We start from the raw sequence: 18,450 nt of genomic DNA on the forward strand, positions 1-18,450 counted from the left end.
GACATGAATGATGCCATGAGAAGCTTCCACCATTCTTCTCTCGCTAGTTTGGTTCATTTCATACTTCTTATCCTCAATCGTTGCATCGTCTATTGACGTGTCATTAGTATAACGAATCGGTCGCTTCCTTGACAAGGAAAATTAGTAGCGACGTCGATTTTCACCGAGGAACTCGATCGGTTGTGTCGTCGTCCGGATCCGTTCCATTAGTCGTGCGGCCTTTAACTTATCACCTTGATCGTTCGTAATCCCGAAATGAAGCTCGAGTTCGTCATACGATAAGTTCGAGCTGAATAATGTCGGCAGACGATGCATCATGCGGTATTGCAAAATGATCCCGAACAATTCATCCCGTACCCACGGACTGATCGATTCTGCACCGATATCGTCAATCAGCAAGACTGGAATCGTTTGGAATCCTTCGAGGAACGTATCGAACGAGTCCGACCGGATTCGTCGTTTCGCTTCAGCGACGAAACCAGGAGCATGGACGAGAATCGTTGCAATCCGTTCTTTCTTCAGTGCATTCCCGATCGCAGCCAAGAGATACGTTTTCCCGACACCAAAGCTACCGTGCAGATACAATCCCTTTACATGCTCTTTTGAGCGCAGATGATTGAGGAACTGCGAAGCCGCGCGCAAGGCAAGCTTCCGGTCCGTAGTCGACAAGTCGAAATCACTGAAGTTCGCATCGCGGACTTCGTCCGGAAGGAATAGGCTCTTGAATTTTTTCTCAAGTGCGCGTTCATCCTCTCGATCTTTGAGCGCTTGTGACTTCTCATACGAAACGACAATCTGTCCTTTTTCGACATGCAGGATCGGCTGATAACCTTCAATGACGGCCTTACTTTCAATCAGTCGATTCCCGTCCATCTGTTCCGCGTATTCATTCAGCTTGAGCATGCCCCGCTCGATCATTCGTTGATCGATTTCCGGATGGGTCCGTAAGAACATGACGACCCCCGGATGAGACAACACCCGTTGTTGAATCGCTCGAACCGATTCTGCGACGTCCGGTCGACTTAATATTTTTTCGATAGATGATTGGATATGTTCCATGTCCCGACTCCTTTAGTTCCCCTTCAGTTCTCGTAAGATTCGTTCCATCTCTTCATCGTCTGGAACATCCGCTTCGAAACTCGCTTTTTTAGAGGCTTCATACTGTTGCTGTTTCGCCTTCTCTTCTTGCAACCATTTCGGATTCGGACCGCCGTTCGTATTGCTTGTCCGTCCCCGACGTCCACCAACGGTCTGACGCGCGCGTTCTTGTTTTTGCTCCTGCTTCTTCGCGATCAAGTCATCCTGCTCCTGCGTCTTCGCCAGTGCCTCGGATGCTGTCACGTACCCCTTCTGTTTCCAATCATCGACGATCGATAAGAGGAAGTTCTTACTGAAGCGATTGTCTTTTTTGACGACGAGCGCATAATAGTAGGCGGCATTGACGATCCCAGACGACATTTCATAATCGATGATCAATTGCTGGATCAGCTCTTCATCTCGTTCTGACAGCGCTTTGACCTTCCGCAACTTCGCGACATAATGCTTCGGATGGGTGCTTTCCATCGTCTCCGTTGCTTCGACGTCTCCGACCTCGATCGTGTCGAGTGAGGCGACCTTCGCTTTTTTCTCTCGGCTGAGTTTTTGTTTCGCTGACAACATCATCTGTTTGCAACGTTCTTGTTTCTCAGCATCGGTCATCGGCAAGTATGCTTCGTGACGGAAACGGGCATTCAACAGTTCCGCCATCAATGCTTCATTCGACTGCGTGACGTAAGCAAGCTTCACGAGCAGATGATCGATCGCCTTTGAGTAAAAGGTCCGTGGTAAAAAGCGATCGGTTTGACGTTTCATCTCTTCTAAATCAAACGAATAATCGAATTCATATACTGCTCGTTCCTGTTTGGCATAGGCCTTCGGCTGATGCGCAGAAGCAAGACCAGCTTTCACATCGAACACTTGATCAAATCGGACCGTCCGATCAACGATGTTCTTCGGAAGCGGCTCCGTCCGGAAACGATGCTGTAACGACCGGAACCGGATTTCACCGACGCGGTAGAATAGCAGACTCGATAACACCCCGTCATTCAAGAAAGTGTTCGGCGCAAGCGGCACCCGGATTTGATAGATGTAGCGATACGCGGCTTGGCGCGCTTCGAACGTCCGGATCAAACCGATCCCTTCTAGCTTGAATAATTCTTCCTTGAACTCATCGACGGAAAAACCGAGTAGCGTTCCGAGTTCTGCATGGGAGATGTATTGGGATTTTGTTTTTCCCGGAATCATCTCGCTCCAAAACGTTTGATAGAGTCCAAGTGCTTTGACACCAATGATCGGCTGGTACAAATAATATAAAGATTGATAAGCCTCACGGTCGACGACACCATTGCTCATCACTAAGCAAAGATCGGTACCGGAAAGTTCACGTTCTACCATCTGACTCGTCCTTTCTTTAGGGAGAAAAAGAGAGGTGCGCTGACCGGACAGACGACCTCTCTTATATCACGTTCAATTTTCACGGTCATTTTCTTGATGTCGCTCCATCAGCTCAGAGAGCTCTTGGAAAAAGACATTGATGTCCTTGAATTGTTTATAGACACTCGCAAAGCGGACGTATGCTACTTCATCGACGGAAGCTAATTCATTTAACACGAGACGTCCGACCTGCTCACTTGGAATCTCATGCTGAGCTGTCGCCCGCAATGCCTTTTCGACCCGACTGACGACTGTTTCTAGCTGTTCAATCGAAATTGGTCGTTTTTCACAGGCACGCACTAGTCCCCGCAAAATTTTATCACGATTGAACTCGTCGCGCGTTCCGTCTTTCTTTACGATGATTAAAGGGGTCTGTTCGACCATTTCGAAAGTCGTAAAGCGATAGCCGCAAGACTCACATTCACGTCTCCTCCGAATCGAACCGAAATCCTGGACCGGTCTTGAGTCCAGTACTTTTGTTCCGTTAAAATTACAGGCTGGACAGCGCATGCCGTACCTCCGTTCACGTGATTTCTTTTGTTCCAATCATTTTTAATCGATATCCCGCATCAAGTGATGCATAGATTCGCTCGATGTGTTTTTCGAGATCAGGTCCGAGAAGACTTTCACGATGTAAGAATAGATCGACGGCCGTACGTCCGCCCGCCACCATAATGACGGTCGCGAGTCCGTCGACTTCTTTTAATGTAAAAGCGAGTTCTCCACGTTCCGCGTCAACACGACGAACTGTCCCGCCCTCTTGCTTTAAGATATTTTCTAAACCAGCAAACAACATCTCGACTGTTGCCGCATAGTAGTGTGTGCGTAAATTTTCGTTTTTATGTGTATCGGATGTCTCTAGCTGTTTTTGCAAGCGTTCCTTCAGTCCCATGGTCATCCTCTTTTCTTTGTTTCTTCTACTATTAAGAATAACAGACGTCAGACATATTAAAAAGCCCTCGTCTGAACGACGAGGGCTTGACGAATTCGTGTGTGTTGTCAGTTGACGTGCTGGACAGTAGCCGCTGGAACTTGAACTGGTCCCATACCACGTGGAATTTCGACATTTTCACGGATTTTCGCATCGAGCTTTTCAGCAATGTAGTTCGCTGCGATGGCTGGATCGATCCGATCCCCACAAGTAAAGACATCAACTGATGCATACCCGTGCTCTGGGAAACTGTGAATCGTCAAGTGCGATTCAGAGATAATGACGACGCCACTGACGCCGTGTGGTGCAAACTTGTGGAATGCTACTTCTCGTACTTCTGCACCTGCTTGAAGTGCTGCGTCAACGAAAAGTCGTTCAACGAATTCCATGTCGTTCAATTTTTCAGGATTACAATCCCAAAGTTCTGCAATAATGTGTCTTCCCATAGTATCCATTTGTGGATCCCCCCTACATTCAATGGTCTTCAAAGTAGTTGATCACTTACTTTGCGCCTGAGTCGTTCGCACCCACGGGGGAAAGTTAGTCCAGAGAGGTCCTAACCCTTTAAGCTGCGATTGCCAGACCGATTGAAGTTCACGATTTGAATTATAGCGAGTATCAAAAAGATACACAAGGATAAATTTCAAAAATTAATACATTTCTAGAAAAAAAACGGGACAGGTCCCGTCGTTACTGGGATCTGCCCGTTGTCATTAATTCAATTCAAGTTCTTTTTCAACCGTTCCCATCGCCTCTAAGTGCGCCGAAACAAGGTGTACGAGGTCGACGACGCGGCAGGAGTAACCCCACTCATTATCGTACCAAGCGAGGACCTTCACCTGACGACCACCCATGACCATCGTCGAGAGTCCATCGACGACCGTCGAACGCTCTTCTCCGTTGAAGTCGATCGAAACGAGCGGTTCCATCGTCATTCCGAGAATGCCTTCAAGCGCACCGTCCGCTGCTTTCGTGAACGCTTCGTTCACTTCAGCAACCGTCGTATCGCGACTGACTTCGACGACGAGATCGACGAGTGAGACGTTCGGTGTCGGAACACGAAGCGCGAGTCCATTCAATTTTCCTTCCAAGTGTGGCAAGACGAGAGAAATCGCCTTTGCCGCACCTGTCGATGTTGGAATGATGGATGAGCCACATGCACGGGCGCGTCGTAAATCCTTATGTGGATTATCAATATTATTTTGATCGTTCGTAAACGCGTGAACCGTCGTCACGAGACCCGATTCGATTCCGAATGCCCGGTCGATGACTTGCACGACAGGTGCGAGACAGTTCGTCGTACACGATGCGTTCGAGACGATAGCATCTGTTTCATGATCATACATGTCGTCATTGACACCCATGACGATCGTCCGGACATCCCCTTTAGCAGGTGCCGTGATGACGACTTTTTTTGCGCCTGCCACTAAATGCTTCGCAGCACCCGTATCTGAGTTGAACTTTCCTGTCGCTTCGACGACGATATCGATGCCGAGTTCCCCCCACGGCAATAGTTCAGGATTGCGTTCACTGACGATTTGAATTTGTCTTCCGTCAACCATCAACGCCCCATCGATGATGTCGACCGGATAATTGAATTTCCCATGTACCGTATCGTACTTGATTAAATGTGCGAGTGTTTCGACTGGATAGCTTGCATTGATTGCTACGACTTCGCTTTTCCCCTCAGCGATCAGACGTCGAAAGACCATTCGACCAATTCGACCAAAACCATTGACTGCCACCTTGACTCCCATGTGCGGATCCCCCTTCAATGTGACGGATGTAGCTCCGTTTACAGATAGAACTATATCATGAAATGTAAGCGATTTCATTATGTTCTCTAAAAAAAGTGAGAGAAGATGGAAACTTCTCTCACTTCACACTTTTCATGTACCACTCTCATGCTTATCGGTGTCATATAATACTAACCATTTATCGATTTGTTGATATAACGAATCAAGACTCCCATCATTGAAGAACACATCATCCGCAAGCTCTTTTTTCTGTTCAATGCTAAGTTGCGAATGAATACGTGCATATGCTTCTTCTTCCGATAGATCATTACGTTGCATCAATCGTCTTAACTGCATGTTTTCCGGACAATAAACGACTACGACACGGTCGAACAGCGTACGCCAATCGCCTTCAAGTAATAACGGAATATCAAATACGACGAGCGAATGTCCTGAACGTTCATAGGCATCTGCTTCATCAAGCATCTGTTGTCGAATACTTGGGTGCATCAACTGATTCAGCTGTTGTCGTTTTTCGCTATCCTGAAAAATGATTTGTCCGAGTTTTGGACGAACGAGACGTCCTTCTTCGAATGCTTCCGGGAAGGCCATCTTGACCCCATCATAGGCTCGCCCTCCTGGTTCAATGACTTCTCGCGCAACAAGATCCGCATCGATGACGGCTATTCCTTTTTGCTTCAGATAGCTAGAGACCGTACTTTTACCGGTAGCGATACTACCCGTCAGACCTACCCTCATAAGGCGACCTGTTGGCACGTCGGACAGAAGTGTGTTCCTCGTCCGCCGACTTTGATTTTTTCAATGGCAGTGCCGCAACGGGGACATGGTTCGCCCTTTTGACCGTATACCGCGAGTTGAAGCTGGAACTCACCTTTTCCGGAAGGTGAGACATAACTTCGGATCGTACTTCCCCCTGCTTCTACCGCTTGTCGTAAGACGTCGACACCGGCTTGATGGATGCGTGAGATATCATCAAGCGTCAAGGCACCAGCCTTCGTCAACGGATGGACACGTGCCGCATGAAGGGTCTCATCGACATAGATGTTACCGAGACCAAGGAAGATCGATTGGTCGAGCAATGCCGTTTTGATTGGACTTCTTTTTTTACGAATTAAATTCTCCGCTAACACTTCTGCTGTGAACTCTGGATCAAATGGTTCACGCTCCAGCTGTGCCAGTGGAGCAGTCTGCATCGCTGTTTCCTTATCACGTAATTCCATTGTTCCGAACTTCCGGACGTCATTGTAATGCAGCTCCGAACCATCCGTGAAACGGAAGACGACATGAGTATGTTTATCCCGCTCGACCGGTTGTGGATACGGGAAGTACTTCCCTTCCATCCGCAAATGGCTGACGAGATAAAAACGATCAAAATCAAAGAGTAGGAACTTACCACGACGTTCGACGCGTTCGATCCGTTCTTGATGTAAGGCATCTGCAAATGGTGCCACTTCCATCCCCCGAATCATTTTCGGGTGGTAGACTTTGACGGAAGAGACTGTTTTTCCAGAGACCGAACGTTCTAAACTGCGGCGAACGGTCTCGACTTCAGGTAATTCAGGCACGTCTATTCCTCCTTGCTTACTTCGTTTCGTACCACGTATGTCCTGCGCCCCCATCGACGCGTAGCGGTACGGATAATTCGACGGTCTGCTCCATCGCTTGTTTGACAAGCGCTTGTAGCGCATCGAGTTCCTCGTCTGGTGCTTCAAAAATCAACTCATCGTGTACTTGTAATAACAAACGCGCTTTCAGATCAGATGCCTGTAAGGCAGCATGAACATCAAGCATCGCTTTTTTAATGATATCCGCAGCCGAACCTTGAATCGGCGTATTGATCGCCGTACGTTCCGCAAAACCGCGTAAGTTGAAGTTTTTCGAATTGATATCCGGAATATTACGGCGGCGGTTCATCAACGTTTCGACGAATCCATTCGCTCGTGCCGTCTCGATCGCCGTATCCATGAACTGTTTGATTTGCGGGAACAGCTCGAAATAACGATCGATGAACGATTGTGCTTCCTTCCGCGTGATGTTCAAATTTTGTGACAGTCCATAATCGCTGATTCCATAAATAATGCCGAAGTTGACAGCTTTCGCCTGACGACGCATGTTTCCTGTGACATCCTCCGGTTCGACACCAAAGACACTACTTGCCGTTTGGGTATGGATGTCCTCATCATGTAAGAACGCATCGACAAGCGTCTGATCCTGCGACATATCGGCCATGACACGTAATTCGATTTGTGAATAATCGGCAGCGTACAGTGACCAGCCTGCTTCACTTGGAACGAAGGCTTTTCGAATCTTCCGTCCTTCTTCAATCCGAATCGGGATATTCTGAAGGTTCGGATTGACCGAACTTAAACGGCCTGTCTGGGCAATCGTCTGAGCAAAACGGGTATGAATCTTTCCGTCTTCCTTGATGACTTTTTGTAAGCCTTCGACATACGTCGACTGTAATTTTTGGAGCTCCCGATATAACATGATGTGATCGATGACCGGATGCAACGGACGCAGTTTTTCAAGAACGTCTGCGGCAGTCGAATAGCCGGTCTTTGTTTTCTTGAAGGCTGGTAGTTCGAGTTTTTCAAACAGAATCACACCAAGTTGTTTCGGTGAATTGATATTGAACGACTCACCTGCCGCTTCAAAGACCAACGTCTCAAGTTCCGTTAAACGTCCGGCAAGATCTGCTTGCATCGATTGGAGCGTCGCGACGTCGACACGAATCCCAGTCCACTCCATCTCAGCGAGGACACCTGACAATGGACGCTCTAGTGTTTCATACAGCTCATATTGCTGATTCGCCTTCAACTCTTCCCGGACTTTCGGGAACAATAATTCGATCATCCGTGCCTTCTCTGCAAGATAAGGGTGTAATACGTCATCCGCTGGGGCTAGACGTTTTGCTCCCTTACCGAGGACTGCTTCTTCGTTCGGTGCCATCAATGCATAATGACCAGCAATTGAAGCGAGCGTCGTACCGCCACTTAAATTCAATAAGTAACCCGCTAATAACAAATCCTCATAACCGTTTAAGGTTAAGCCATGCTTACGCAATGCGAATGCGACTTGTTTGGCATCGAGACAAATCTTCCGATGTTCTGACTCGATCCATTGGCGGAATACCGGATCCTCAACGAGCGTTGGAGCAGCAACATAGATCGTGTCAGGCGTCGCAATCGCAAACCCGATGATGTCTTCTTCCATGTAATCCTCTCGCAACTGTTCAGCAAGCAATACCGCATCGGTGACGTCTTCAGGAAGTGAAGTGATCGTCACGACGTTCAACTGCTCTTTATCCTCTTCTTTGACGACAGGGGCGAATCGATTCGTCAACGACTTGAAGCCGAGCGACTGGAACAACGAATAAGGAACTTGGGTATCAACGTCCCGAATTTGCAAATCCTCTAGCGTCGTCTCAAGCGGGACATCGACTTTAATTGTCGCGAGTTCTTTCGATAGTCGTGCGAGCTCTTCGTTCGCGATGACTTTTTCCTTTTGCTTCCCTTTTAAGTCCTCGACGTGCTCATACAGTCCTTCGACAGAACCATATGCCGAAATCAGTTTTACCGCCGTCTTTTCACCAATTCCAGGAATCCCTGGAATATTATCCGACTTATCCCCCATTAACCCCTTCAGGTCAATCATTTGAATCGGCTTTAGACCACCATACGTCTCAGCGAACAGTTCCTCAGTCATGCACTGGACGTCCGTAATCCCACGCTTCGTGATCAAGACTTCGATCTTATCCGTGACAAGTTGAAGTAAATCTTTATCTCCAGTGACGATCCGCGTCCGATCCGTCGGCATCGTTCGTGCGAGCGTACCAATCAAATCATCTGCCTCATAGCGATGGAGTTCCATCATTTGAATACCGAGCGCTTCACAGATATCCCGGACGATCGGGAATTGCTCACGTAGTTCGGACGGTGTCTTTTCCCGACTTCCCTTATACTCCTGATAGACATCATGACGGAACGTTTCACTCGAAGCATCAAAGGCAACGAGCATATGTGTCGGTTGTTCTTCCTCGAGCAACTTCAATAACATCATCGTAAAGCCATAAGCTGCGTTCGTATTTCGTCCTTGCGCATCCGTCATTGGTGGTAAGGCGAAAAACGCCCGATAGGTCAACGAGTTCCCATCAATCAATAGCAATTTATTTTCCATCATCTACGCCCCTTTAATCGATTTTCTGTTCCTATTGTATCACTCTACACACATTTGTTCGCTAAAAATGACCAAAAAAAGACGATTGACTCACGGAGAGTCAACCGCCAAGGGCATGACGACATGGGAGCTGATCCAGTCGCCATACAGATGATGAAGAAGGTACTTTCATCATAAGATACATCTATTAAGGAAATGTGAATCCACTGTGAAATTCAGCCATGTTTTGGTAAACGAATCGTAAATGTCGTGCCTTTGTGCTCTTCCGATGCGATTTCGATCTCACCGTGATGGAGGTCGACAATGTGTTTGACGATGGCTAGTCCAAGACCCGTTCCCCCAGAATTACGGCTTCGTGCCTTATCGACACGATAGAAACGTTCGAAGATTCGTTGGGTTTCTTTCGGATGAATACCAATTCCGTCATCTTTGATGATGAGTTGGACAGACTCTTCTCCATCCTCGAGCTGAATCCAGACGTTGCCGCCGTTCGGCGTATAATTCAACGCATTCGCAACCAAGTTAACGACGACCTGTTTCAGACGATTCAGATCTGCTCGGATGAAGACTTCCTCTTCCATTTCGATATGAATCGTCATCTCTTTTTCTGTTGCTCGTCGATGCAGGAGTGCTGCTGTCTCCCGAACGAGACTTGTCACGTCAACGATTGCAGTCTCGAGCTGATAGTTATCTTGTTCTAAACGAGACAGCTCAAGCAAATCTTCTACCAATGTCTGCATTCGTTCCGATTCATCGTGGATGATCCGTAAGAACTGCTCCCGGATTTCCGGAACCTCTTGCGCACCATCGAGTAACGTTTCTGCAAATCCTTTAATGGACGTTAGTGGTGTCTTCAATTCGTGACTGACATTCGCGACGAAGTCTTTACGCATCTGCTCTAGCTTCTTGATTTCCGTGATGTCGTTAAAGACGACGGTCGTTCCCTGCACCCGACCGTTCTTATCGAAAATCGGAGCGGCACTGACCATGAACGTCCGGCTATTGATGCCAAATCGAACACTCGACTGCTTTCGATTCGGTTTTTCCGTCAGATAGACATCTTCAATCACCTGACTCATTTTTTCGTTCGGAAGTACACGATAGTACAGCTTCCCACTAGACGGTTCATGAATGTTGAACATTTCCCGATACGTCCGGTTGACGAGCAGGACGTAGCCCTTCTCATCAATCAACATAAGACCGGCGCCCATGTATTCGATCAAAGATTCGAGACGTGCTCGTTGCATTGCTTCACCAGACGATGCGTTTTCGAGATTTCGCGCTAATAGATTGATAGAGCGCCCTAAATCGCGTGATTCATCCGGTGCCGCTAATTCATACACACGCGACTTGTAGTTCCCGTGCGACAGTTCATGTAAAACATCTGTTGCTTCTGCGATTGGACGTAGGAATCGTTTCGTCGACCGATAGATCGTCAAGAATATGATCACTAACGAGGCGAGTAGGGACAGAATGATGACCGTCCAAATCCGTGAATAGATGACATTCAAGTCTTGGGCGTAACGAATGAAACTGACGTAGACTTCTCCCCCATCCGCTGTCGGAACAGGTTTTGTAAATTGGACGACACTATCATCAGTTTTCGATTCAAATGTGCCCTCGTCAGGAATGGCTGAAAAATTGAGGGTCGCTACTTTTAATTTCGTCACATCAACAGGTGTTCCAGCAATGATTTCTCCACGGCTGTTGAATAAAATCATATCGAAATTCGATTCAGCATATAGTTCATTTACATACCGAGACATGTCTGGTACTTCTCGATCTCTCAAAATCGTCTCAACTAGCGCTGTTTCATCCATCAATTTTTCTTTTTCATTTTGGACATAGAATTCTTTGAAGGATTGACCTAATAAAAATCCAAGTGCTACAAGGACGAGACTGATGAACGAAATCATTTTAAAGATAAACCGTTTGCGATACTTACTCATTCCGCCTTCGGCTCTTCCATCTTGTAACCTAAACCGCGAATCGTTTTAATGTAAATCGGTTTTTTCGTATTCGGCTCGATTTTCTCTCGGACATGACTAATATGGACATCTACGATACGGGTATCGCCAACAAAATCATAATTCCAGATGGCAGATAACAACTGGTCGCGAGTCAACACACGTCCTTTATTTTTTGCAAGGTAAACAAGTAACTCAAATTCTTTTGGCGTGAGCTCTAACCGCTCTTCGGCTTTAAATGCTTCGTAATTGTCAGGAACGATTTTGACATCTCCGATAATGATTGTTCCATCCGTCACTTCTTCCGACGAAGTCGTTTGATGACTCATGCGACGTAAAATTGCTTTTACGCGCGCAACGACTTCACGTGGACTGAATGGTTTCGTCAAATAATCATCCGCTCCAAGTTCTAATCCGAGAACTTTATCAAATTCGTCATCTTTTGCCGTCAACATCAAAATCGGTGTATTGATTTTTTGCTGGCGGAGACGTTTACATACTTCAAGACCATCAAGCTCCGGTAACATCAAATCTAAGACGATCAATGCCGCATCTTGTTTTTCTGCTAATTTTAAACCAGACATCCCATCATGAGCTGTTTCAACGATGAAGCCGGCTTGTTCTAAGTTGAACTTCAACAACGTTGCAATCGACAACTCATCATCTACCACGATAATTTTATCTTTCAAACCTTGCATCCCCCTCAAGTTTCCTTCTTTTCGAATGAGGAATTCCGTGGAATCCGCTTCGTCTGTCTTCATCTTACCGACTTTTAATGGAAAACCACAAATCTTTCTGCAGTTTCTTTACATAATCTTTAAAGGAGATGCCGAATCCAACTAGATCGTTCGTGTAAAAGCTAATAAAACGGGGAAACAATACATATCGTTAATTGTAGGAGGTAGAATGTATGGAATGGAACCATCCCCTTTTTGCAGCCATCACGGCGTGGTTCATCGCTCAAGCAGCGAAGCTTGTCACGAGTTTGGTTCGGACACGAAAGTTCGACCTGGAAATCATGTTTGCTTCCGGTGGTATGCCTAGTTCACATAGTTCGACTGTCGTCGCCTTAGCCGTTGTCATCGGTTTTCAGGAGGGCTTCTCGTCTTCGATTTTTGCACTGGCTGTCATCTTTGCGACAATCATCATGTATGATGCGACCGGTGTCAGACAAGCAGTCGGTGTTCAGGCAAAACTACTCAATGATTATTTCAAAGGAATTCGCCATGAGACCCCTCTCCTGAATGAGCTCGTCGGTCATACCGAGTTTCAGGTGTTCGTCGGTCTGTTACTCGGACTAGTCGTCGGTCTTCTATGGCCCGTCTTCTTCTTTTAATCCTATGATGTACAACAGCCCATCCAATAATCGGATGGGCTGTTTGAGTATGATATAGCTTATGGTTTCAAGACGACCTTGATGCATCCATCTGTCCGATCATTAAATGTCTGATAGGCAGAAGCAGCATCATCAAGTGCCACTCGGTGTGTCACGATATCCGTCGGATCAAATTCTTGATTGATGATTTTCTGGAACAGTTCCGGCATCAAATGAATGACTGGTGCTTGTCCCATTTTCAGCGTAATATTTCGGGTAAAGAAATCGCCAAGTGGAAACTGATTATATTTTTTAGCGTAGACGCCTGTCAACTGCACAGTACCAAATTTCCGGACAGCGTCCTTTGCAATGTCAATGGCACTCAACGTTCCACCTTGCAGACCAATCTTTTGTTCAATTTTTTCTACAGGGGACATCTTCCCATCAAAACCGACGCAATCAATGACGACGTCTGCTCCACCTTGTGTCAGCTCTTTAATATACGCACCACTTTCTGCGTGATCCGAGAAATTCACTGTCTCGACTTTATTCGTGACTTTAGCATGATTTAATCGATACACTTGATCATCCACCGCAATGACTCGCTTTGCTCCTTGCATCCATGCAAATTTTTGTGTCATTAGTCCAACTGGTCCTGATCCGAGTACGACGACCGTATCTCCTTTTTTCACACCCGCATGCAGGACACTCCAATACGCCGTAGGTAAAACGTCAGATAAGAACAATAATGCCTCATCTTCTAATTCGCATGATTCAGGAATCACGAGTGGCATGAAATTCCCGAACGGAACTTTTAAATATTCCGCCTGACCACCGGGATGTCCACCAAACTCTTCTGTAAAACCGAAGTACCCACCTGTATCGACATGGGGATTTCCGTTCGAGTTATCACATTGACTCTCCATATCATGTTCACAAAAGAAACAGTGACCACAAGCAACATTAAACGGTAACACGACGCGGTCGCCACGCTTGACCTTCGTCACACCTGGTCCAACCTCTTCAACGATGCCCATCGGTTCATGACCAATGACATAATCTTTGTGAGCCGGCATATTTCCTTGATAGATGTGTAAATCTGATCCACAAATGGCAGTCGATGTGATTTTGACGATGATATCATCGTTTTTATCAATCGATGGATCCTGGACTTGTTTGACTTGAACATCTTTTGCTCCTTGGTACGTTACGGCGCGCATGTGGCATCCCCCTTAGTGGAATAAAATGACGTACCTTTGTCCTTACCCTAATACAATCATCTTTTCTACATGTTTATTAAAATTGGAACTTTTCTCCTATGTGTATCGTATGTTGTGAAAAACACACTTTACACAATTAACCTATGAATGAAAGGAGGCACTCGCGTGGCACGATGCACCGTTTGTCGTCAATCCTGGTCTGCTCGAACAATCTATCGTTTAATCTGGTCTGCTCACGGACTGCCCTGTCCGCATTGTCAAAACTCACAACACCTCCATATGGAACATCAAGGTCACTTCCTTCGAATCGGATATTTGATTCCGTGGCTGACATTTCTTCTTATACTGGTCTGCCCTTGGTATGCCAAGTTATCACACTATGCTTCTCCTCATCGATTATGACGAGATGAAAAAAGACGAACTTGTCGAAAGTGACAAGTTCGTCTTTTTTTGAATCAAGATTTTAATAAGTCGAGTACATAGCGGACTGTAGATGCAGAGCGATTCAAAGCCTCTTGCTCCTCAGTCGTCAGTTCGAGTTCATAGACATGCTCGACACCATTTCCGCCAAGAATGACCGGTACACCGAAATACATATCGTCATATCCATATTCACCTTCGAGATAAGCGATGGCAGGGAGAATACGTCGCTGGTCCTTCAAGATCGCCTCGACCATCTCAGCAATTGCTGCTGCCGGTGCGTAGTAAGCGGAACCGTTTCCGAGTAATTGAACGATTTCACCGCCGCCTTTACGCGTTCGGTCAACGATCGCCTCTAACCGTTCCTTGGATATCAGTTTCTCGATTGGAATGCCTCCCGCCTGCGAATAACGCATTAGCGGCACCATGTCATCCCCGTGTCCTCCGAGTACGAATCCCGATACATCCTTTACAGAAACGTTCAGTTCCTCTGCTAAGAATGTCCGGAAGCGTGCCGTGTCGAGGACACCGGATTGACCGATGACACGCTCTTTCGGAAAACCAGATGCCTGATAGACCGTATACGTCATCGCATCGACGGGATTCGTCAAAACGATGATGATTGATTCCGGTGCATGCGCGACGATTTCCTTCGTCACAGCCGTCATGACGGCAGCATTCGTACTTACAAGGTCTTCGCGGCTCATGCCTGGCTTTCGGGCGATACCGGCAGTGATGACGACGATATCCGCACCGTTGATGTCCGCATAGTTCGATGTCCCTTTTACCGAAGCATCAAATCCGAGGATCGGCGCTGCCTCTTGCATATCAAGCGCCTTTCCTTTCGTCGGATTCTCTTGCTCGGGTCGGTCGACGAGGACGACATCTCCTAGCTCTCGCTGAGCAAGATAGAGTGCCGTCGTCGCTCCCGTAAAGCCACTTCCTATGACTGCGATCTTCTTCCGTCTGTTCATCGACTCATTCCTCCTGATCGGATTACATGTTTTTGATGAGTTCGTCCGCGAATTCAGAACACTTCACTTCAGTCGCACCATCCATGAGACGTGCGAAGTCGTATGTGACGACTTTCGATTCGATCGATGTTTCCATCGATTTGATGATGAGATCTGCCGCTTCGTTCCAGCCGAGGTGACGGAACATCATTTCGCCTGACAAGATGACAGACGATGGGTTGACTTTATCAAGTCCAGCGTATTTCGGTGCTGTACCGTGAGTGGCTTCAAAGATCGCATGACCTGTCATGTAGTTGATGTTTGCTCCAGGTGCGATTCCGATACCACCGACTTGTGCAGCAAGTGCATCCGAGATGTAGTCACCGTTCAAGTTCATTGTCGCAACGACATCGAACTCTTTTGGACGAGTCAAGATTTGTTGTAAGAAGATATCAGCGATTGAGTCTTTCACGATCAACTTACCAGCAGCTTCTGCGTCTGCTTGTGCCTTGTTCGCAGCATCTGTTCCTTTTTCTTCCTTGATGCGATCGTACTGGTTCCAAGTGAAGACGTGCTCTGCGTATTCACGCTCAGCAAGCTCGTAGCCCCAGTTTTTGAAAGCACCCTCAGTGAACTTCATGATGTTTCCTTTATGAACGAGCGTCAATGAAGCACGTTTGTTCTCGAGTGCATATTCGATTGCTGCACGAACAAGGCGTTCTGTTCCCTCTTTTGAAATCGGTTTGATTCCAAGACCAGATGTCTCAGGGAAGCGGATTTTATTGACACCCATTTCGTTTTGAAGGAACTCAAGCAGTTTTGCAGCGCCTTCGCTGCCTTCTGCGTATTCGATTCCTGCGTAGATGTCTTCAGTATTTTCACGGAAGATGACCATGTCTGTATCTTCTGGGCGTTTAACCGGTGAAGGCACACCTGTGAAGTAACGAACTGGACGAAGACATGTGTACAAATCAAGCTCTTGACGTAGAGCAACGTTCAACGAACGGATTCCGCCGCCGACTGGTGTCGTAAGTGGTCCTTTGATTGCGATGATGTGCTCGCGAATGAGGTCAAGTGTCTCTTCCGGTAACCAGTTGCCTGTTTTGTTGAATGCTTTTTCACCAGCGTAGACTTCTTTCCATTCGATTTTCTTTTCACCGTTGTATGCTTTTTCAACTGCTGCATCAAACACACGTACCGCTGCGTTCCAGATGTCAGGTCCTGTTCCGTCACCAATGATGAACGGAATGATTGGAGCGTTTGGAACTTGAAGTGTACCGTTAGTTACTGTGATGTTTTCGCCTTGAAGTGTAGCCATGTCTAAAAATCCCCCTTAAGTAATTGTAATCTACATCAAAAATCAGGAGAGGATTGCTCCTCCCCGTCCTTTTAACGTTCTTGGATGGACACGTATGTCCGGTGCGTTTCACCCGTGTAGTCTGCACGCGGGCGAATCAGACGGTTATCGCTATACTGCTCTAAAATGTGCGCCAACCAACCTGACATCCGACTTACTGCAAAGATTGGAGTGAATAGTTCTGTATCAAGTCCAAGTGCATGGTACGTAGAAGCGGAATAGAAATCAACATTTGGTTTCAATCCTTTTTCCGATTGGACGATTTCGTCGATCTTAACTGACATCTCATACCATTTCGGCTCTCCGATTTGAGCAGTCAGCTGACGACTCATTTCTTGAAGATGCTTCGCACGTGGGTCGCCGTCCTTGTAGACACGGTGACCGAAGCCCATGATTTTTTGCTTGTTCTCAAGTTTATTATGAACATACTCGTCAACCTTTTCAACCGAATCAATTTCTAACAACATCTTCATGACGGCTTCGTTCGCGCCACCGTGAAGTGGTCCTTTTAATGCGCCCATCGCTGCCGTCACACCTGAGTAGACGTCAGAGAGTGTCGCGACACATACGCGTGCTGTGAACGTCGAAGCGTTCAACTCGTGGTCAGCGTGAAGAACGAGCGCTTGGTTAAAGGCTTTTTCTGCAACTTCCGTTGGCTCTTCACCCGTCAACATGAACAAGAAATTTCCTGCGTATGAAAGACCTGTTTTAGGTGCGATCGGCTCTTGTCCTTTTTTAATACGAGCGTAAGCTGTGACGAGTGTTGCGATTTGTGCCTGTAATTTGATGGCTTTAGCGTAATTCGCCTCAGTCGACATATCTTCCGATGTCTCATCGTAAAGCGCGAGTTGAGAGAGCGCTGTTCGAATCGTCGCCATCGCATTCGCCGACTTCGGTGCTGCCTTCATCGTTTCAAGAACGGCAGTCGCAACCGTTGCTTCGGAAATAAGTGCTTCCGATAGTTGCTTCAATTCCTCTTCTTTTGGTAGACGGTCGTTCCACAACAAGAAGACGACTTCCTCAAATGAGGCGTGCTCCGCCAAATCATCAATCGTATAACCGCCATACGTCAATTGACCATCGATGATCGAACTGATTTTCGATGAAGTCGCGACGATTCCTTCTAAACCTTTAGTTTGCGTCATGACAATAATCCCCCTTTTTTTCCCCAGAAATTTAAAACGCTTTCATTTCCGTATTGAAAAAAAGACGTCCACTCAAGAGTCGTTCCCCATGCTTGTAGCGCTGTACTCTTGAATAGACCATCTTGTTTCTGTTCTTAGTATAAACAAAAATACCCAAAAAGTGAATGAACTTGCATACTATTATCAAAAAATTAATTCAGTTACTTTGCTGATTCGGCTCATCCTGTGAACGCTTTTGCGATGACATCCCACATTCCGATGACGAGCGCCGCGATTCCAGCACCAATCAATGGTCCGACCGGTACCCCACGGAAAAGTCCTACTGCAAGAATCGTTCCAGCTAGCAAGGCTGTCGTCACGAGTGGATCTTCTTTCATCAGTCCAACACCGTGTGCCGCGACGATTGCAACAAAAATTCCTGATAAAAATGAGATGATGCCGATATGTCCCCGAATACTTTGGAGCAACTCCTTAAATCCGATATCCCCTGCTGCAATCGGTACGAGGATCGCTGCCGTGATCAATGTGACGCCCCACGTGATTCCTTTTGCCTGCAAGGAAGGAAACAGTCTACCATCCAGCCCGATTGCCTTGATGATCAGCAGGAAGGCTGCAGCAATGATTAATGATTTATTTTGTGCGATGACCCCGATGAAGACGAGGGCAATCAAAAAAAGATAAGCTTCCATACGTCCTCCTCATACAAAAAAAGACGGACATGACCTAAGTCACGTCCG

Annotated in this window: 17 protein-coding genes; 1 reads left to right on the forward strand and 16 read right to left on the reverse strand. The window is 46.8% G+C overall.

What is annotated here, in order from left to right; translation table 11 throughout:
• Positions 1-141 precede the first annotated feature (141 nt).
• The 11 genes from dnaI to ASF99_RS11025 form a co-directional block, all read right to left on the reverse strand.
• Complete coding sequence (gene dnaI, locus ASF99_RS10975; RefSeq protein ID WP_023469020.1) at positions 142-1,059, reverse strand: primosomal protein DnaI; 918 nt, start codon at positions 1,057-1,059, stop codon at positions 142-144.
• Positions 1,060-1,071: 12 nt separating this feature from the next.
• Positions 1,072-2,433 carry a replication initiation and membrane attachment family protein gene (locus ASF99_RS10980; RefSeq protein WP_023469021.1) on the reverse strand — a complete coding sequence of 454 codons (1,362 nt, stop codon included), beginning with the start codon at positions 2,431-2,433 and terminating at the stop codon, positions 1,072-1,074.
• 72 nt (positions 2,434-2,505) lie between these two features.
• Positions 2,506-2,982, reverse strand: coding sequence for a transcriptional regulator NrdR (gene nrdR, locus ASF99_RS10985; protein WP_023469022.1), 477 nt, complete (start codon positions 2,980-2,982; stop codon positions 2,506-2,508).
• Between the two features lie 13 nt (positions 2,983-2,995).
• Positions 2,996-3,364: a hypothetical protein gene (locus tag ASF99_RS10990; RefSeq protein ID WP_023469023.1), complete on the reverse strand. Its 369-nt coding sequence runs from the start codon at positions 3,362-3,364 to the stop codon at positions 2,996-2,998.
• A gap of 107 nt (positions 3,365-3,471) precedes the next feature.
• Positions 3,472-3,858, reverse strand: a complete 387-nt coding sequence (gene speD, locus ASF99_RS10995; protein ID WP_023469024.1) for an adenosylmethionine decarboxylase — start codon at positions 3,856-3,858, stop codon at positions 3,472-3,474.
• 258 nt (positions 3,859-4,116) lie between these two features.
• Complete coding sequence (locus tag ASF99_RS11000) at positions 4,117-5,160, reverse strand: glyceraldehyde-3-phosphate dehydrogenase (protein WP_023469025.1); 1,044 nt, start codon at positions 5,158-5,160, stop codon at positions 4,117-4,119.
• A gap of 132 nt (positions 5,161-5,292) precedes the next feature.
• Positions 5,293-5,898 carry a dephospho-CoA kinase gene (coaE, locus tag ASF99_RS11005; RefSeq protein WP_023469026.1) on the reverse strand — a complete coding sequence of 202 codons (606 nt, stop codon included), beginning with the start codon at positions 5,896-5,898 and terminating at the stop codon, positions 5,293-5,295.
• Positions 5,895-6,725 (reverse strand): DNA-formamidopyrimidine glycosylase, encoded by an 831-nt coding sequence (gene mutM / locus ASF99_RS11010; RefSeq protein WP_035396555.1) that lies wholly within the window; start codon positions 6,723-6,725, stop codon positions 5,895-5,897. Before mutM ends, coaE begins: the two co-directional genes overlap by 4 nt.
• Before the next feature lie 16 nt (positions 6,726-6,741).
• Positions 6,742-9,339, reverse strand: coding sequence for a DNA polymerase I (polA, locus tag ASF99_RS11015; protein WP_055968749.1), 2,598 nt, complete (start codon positions 9,337-9,339; stop codon positions 6,742-6,744).
• Between the two features lie 212 nt (positions 9,340-9,551).
• The gene (gene pnpS / locus ASF99_RS11020; RefSeq protein ID WP_023469029.1) at positions 9,552-11,285 is read right to left on the reverse strand and encodes a two-component system histidine kinase PnpS; all 1,734 of its coding nucleotides are present in this window, start codon (positions 11,283-11,285) and stop codon (positions 9,552-9,554) included.
• The gene (locus ASF99_RS11025) at positions 11,282-11,992 is read right to left on the reverse strand and encodes a response regulator transcription factor (protein WP_035396870.1); all 711 of its coding nucleotides are present in this window, start codon (positions 11,990-11,992) and stop codon (positions 11,282-11,284) included. The genes pnpS and ASF99_RS11025 overlap by 4 nt, the downstream gene beginning before the upstream one ends.
• A 221-nt stretch (positions 11,993-12,213) precedes the next feature.
• On the opposite strand from ASF99_RS11025, the gene ASF99_RS11030 reads away from it, so the two are divergent.
• Positions 12,214-12,639, forward strand: coding sequence for a divergent PAP2 family protein (locus ASF99_RS11030; RefSeq protein WP_023469031.1), 426 nt, complete (start codon positions 12,214-12,216; stop codon positions 12,637-12,639).
• 59 nt (positions 12,640-12,698) lie between these two features.
• Here the strand turns inward: ASF99_RS11030 and ASF99_RS11035 are convergent, their stop codons facing one another.
• The 5 genes from ASF99_RS11035 to ASF99_RS11055 form a co-directional block, all read right to left on the reverse strand.
• Positions 12,699-13,838 carry a zinc-dependent alcohol dehydrogenase gene (locus tag ASF99_RS11035; protein ID WP_023469032.1) on the reverse strand — a complete coding sequence of 380 codons (1,140 nt, stop codon included), beginning with the start codon at positions 13,836-13,838 and terminating at the stop codon, positions 12,699-12,701.
• A gap of 455 nt (positions 13,839-14,293) precedes the next feature.
• The gene (gene mdh / locus ASF99_RS11040; protein WP_055968751.1) at positions 14,294-15,232 is read right to left on the reverse strand and encodes a malate dehydrogenase; all 939 of its coding nucleotides are present in this window, start codon (positions 15,230-15,232) and stop codon (positions 14,294-14,296) included.
• A 22-nt stretch (positions 15,233-15,254) separates the two neighbouring features.
• On the reverse strand, positions 15,255-16,529 hold the full coding sequence (gene icd, locus ASF99_RS11045; protein WP_023469034.1) for an NADP-dependent isocitrate dehydrogenase: 1,275 nt from the start codon (positions 16,527-16,529) through the stop codon (positions 15,255-15,257).
• Between the two features lie 71 nt (positions 16,530-16,600).
• Complete coding sequence (gene citZ / locus ASF99_RS11050; RefSeq protein ID WP_023469035.1) at positions 16,601-17,713, reverse strand: citrate synthase; 1,113 nt, start codon at positions 17,711-17,713, stop codon at positions 16,601-16,603.
• A gap of 218 nt (positions 17,714-17,931) precedes the next feature.
• Positions 17,932-18,402: a DUF441 domain-containing protein gene (locus ASF99_RS11055; RefSeq protein ID WP_023469036.1), complete on the reverse strand. Its 471-nt coding sequence runs from the start codon at positions 18,400-18,402 to the stop codon at positions 17,932-17,934.
• Positions 18,403-18,450: the final 48 nt, after the last annotated feature.

It is taken from the genome of Exiguobacterium sp. Leaf187 (assembly GCF_001423925.1).
Classification (GTDB): domain Bacteria; phylum Bacillota; class Bacilli; order Exiguobacteriales; family Exiguobacteriaceae; genus Exiguobacterium_A; species Exiguobacterium_A indicum.

Excerpts from the sequence above, each read along its gene's own strand:
- polA (WP_055968749.1), bottom strand. The coding sequence starts at position 9,339 with ATGATGGAAAATAAATTGCTATTGATTGATGGGAACTCGTTGACCTAT.
- citZ (WP_023469035.1), bottom strand. The coding sequence starts at position 17,713 with ATGACGCAAACTAAAGGTTTAGAAGGAATCGTCGCGACTTCATCGAAA.
- icd (WP_023469034.1), bottom strand. The coding sequence starts at position 16,529 with ATGGCTACACTTCAAGGCGAAAACATCACAGTAACTAACGGTACACTT.
- nrdR (WP_023469022.1), bottom strand. The coding sequence starts at position 2,982 with ATGCGCTGTCCAGCCTGTAATTTTAACGGAACAAAAGTACTGGACTCA.
- dnaI (WP_023469020.1), bottom strand. The coding sequence starts at position 1,059 with ATGGAACATATCCAATCATCTATCGAAAAAATATTAAGTCGACCGGAC.
- ASF99_RS10980 (WP_023469021.1), bottom strand. The coding sequence starts at position 2,433 with ATGGTAGAACGTGAACTTTCCGGTACCGATCTTTGCTTAGTGATGAGC.
- ASF99_RS11035 (WP_023469032.1), bottom strand. The coding sequence starts at position 13,838 with ATGCGCGCCGTAACGTACCAAGGAGCAAAAGATGTTCAAGTCAAACAA.
- mdh (WP_055968751.1), bottom strand. The coding sequence starts at position 15,232 with ATGAACAGACGGAAGAAGATCGCAGTCATAGGAAGTGGCTTTACGGGA.
- ASF99_RS11000 (WP_023469025.1), bottom strand. The coding sequence starts at position 5,160 with ATGGGAGTCAAGGTGGCAGTCAATGGTTTTGGTCGAATTGGTCGAATG.
- coaE (WP_023469026.1), bottom strand. The coding sequence starts at position 5,898 with ATGAGGGTAGGTCTGACGGGTAGTATCGCTACCGGTAAAAGTACGGTC.
- speD (WP_023469024.1), bottom strand. The coding sequence starts at position 3,858 with ATGGATACTATGGGAAGACACATTATTGCAGAACTTTGGGATTGTAAT.
- ASF99_RS11055 (WP_023469036.1), bottom strand. The coding sequence starts at position 18,402 with ATGGAAGCTTATCTTTTTTTGATTGCCCTCGTCTTCATCGGGGTCATC.
- ASF99_RS10990 (WP_023469023.1), bottom strand. The coding sequence starts at position 3,364 with ATGGGACTGAAGGAACGCTTGCAAAAACAGCTAGAGACATCCGATACA.
- pnpS (WP_023469029.1), bottom strand. The coding sequence starts at position 11,285 with ATGAGTAAGTATCGCAAACGGTTTATCTTTAAAATGATTTCGTTCATC.
- ASF99_RS11030 (WP_023469031.1), top strand. The coding sequence starts at position 12,214 with ATGGAATGGAACCATCCCCTTTTTGCAGCCATCACGGCGTGGTTCATC.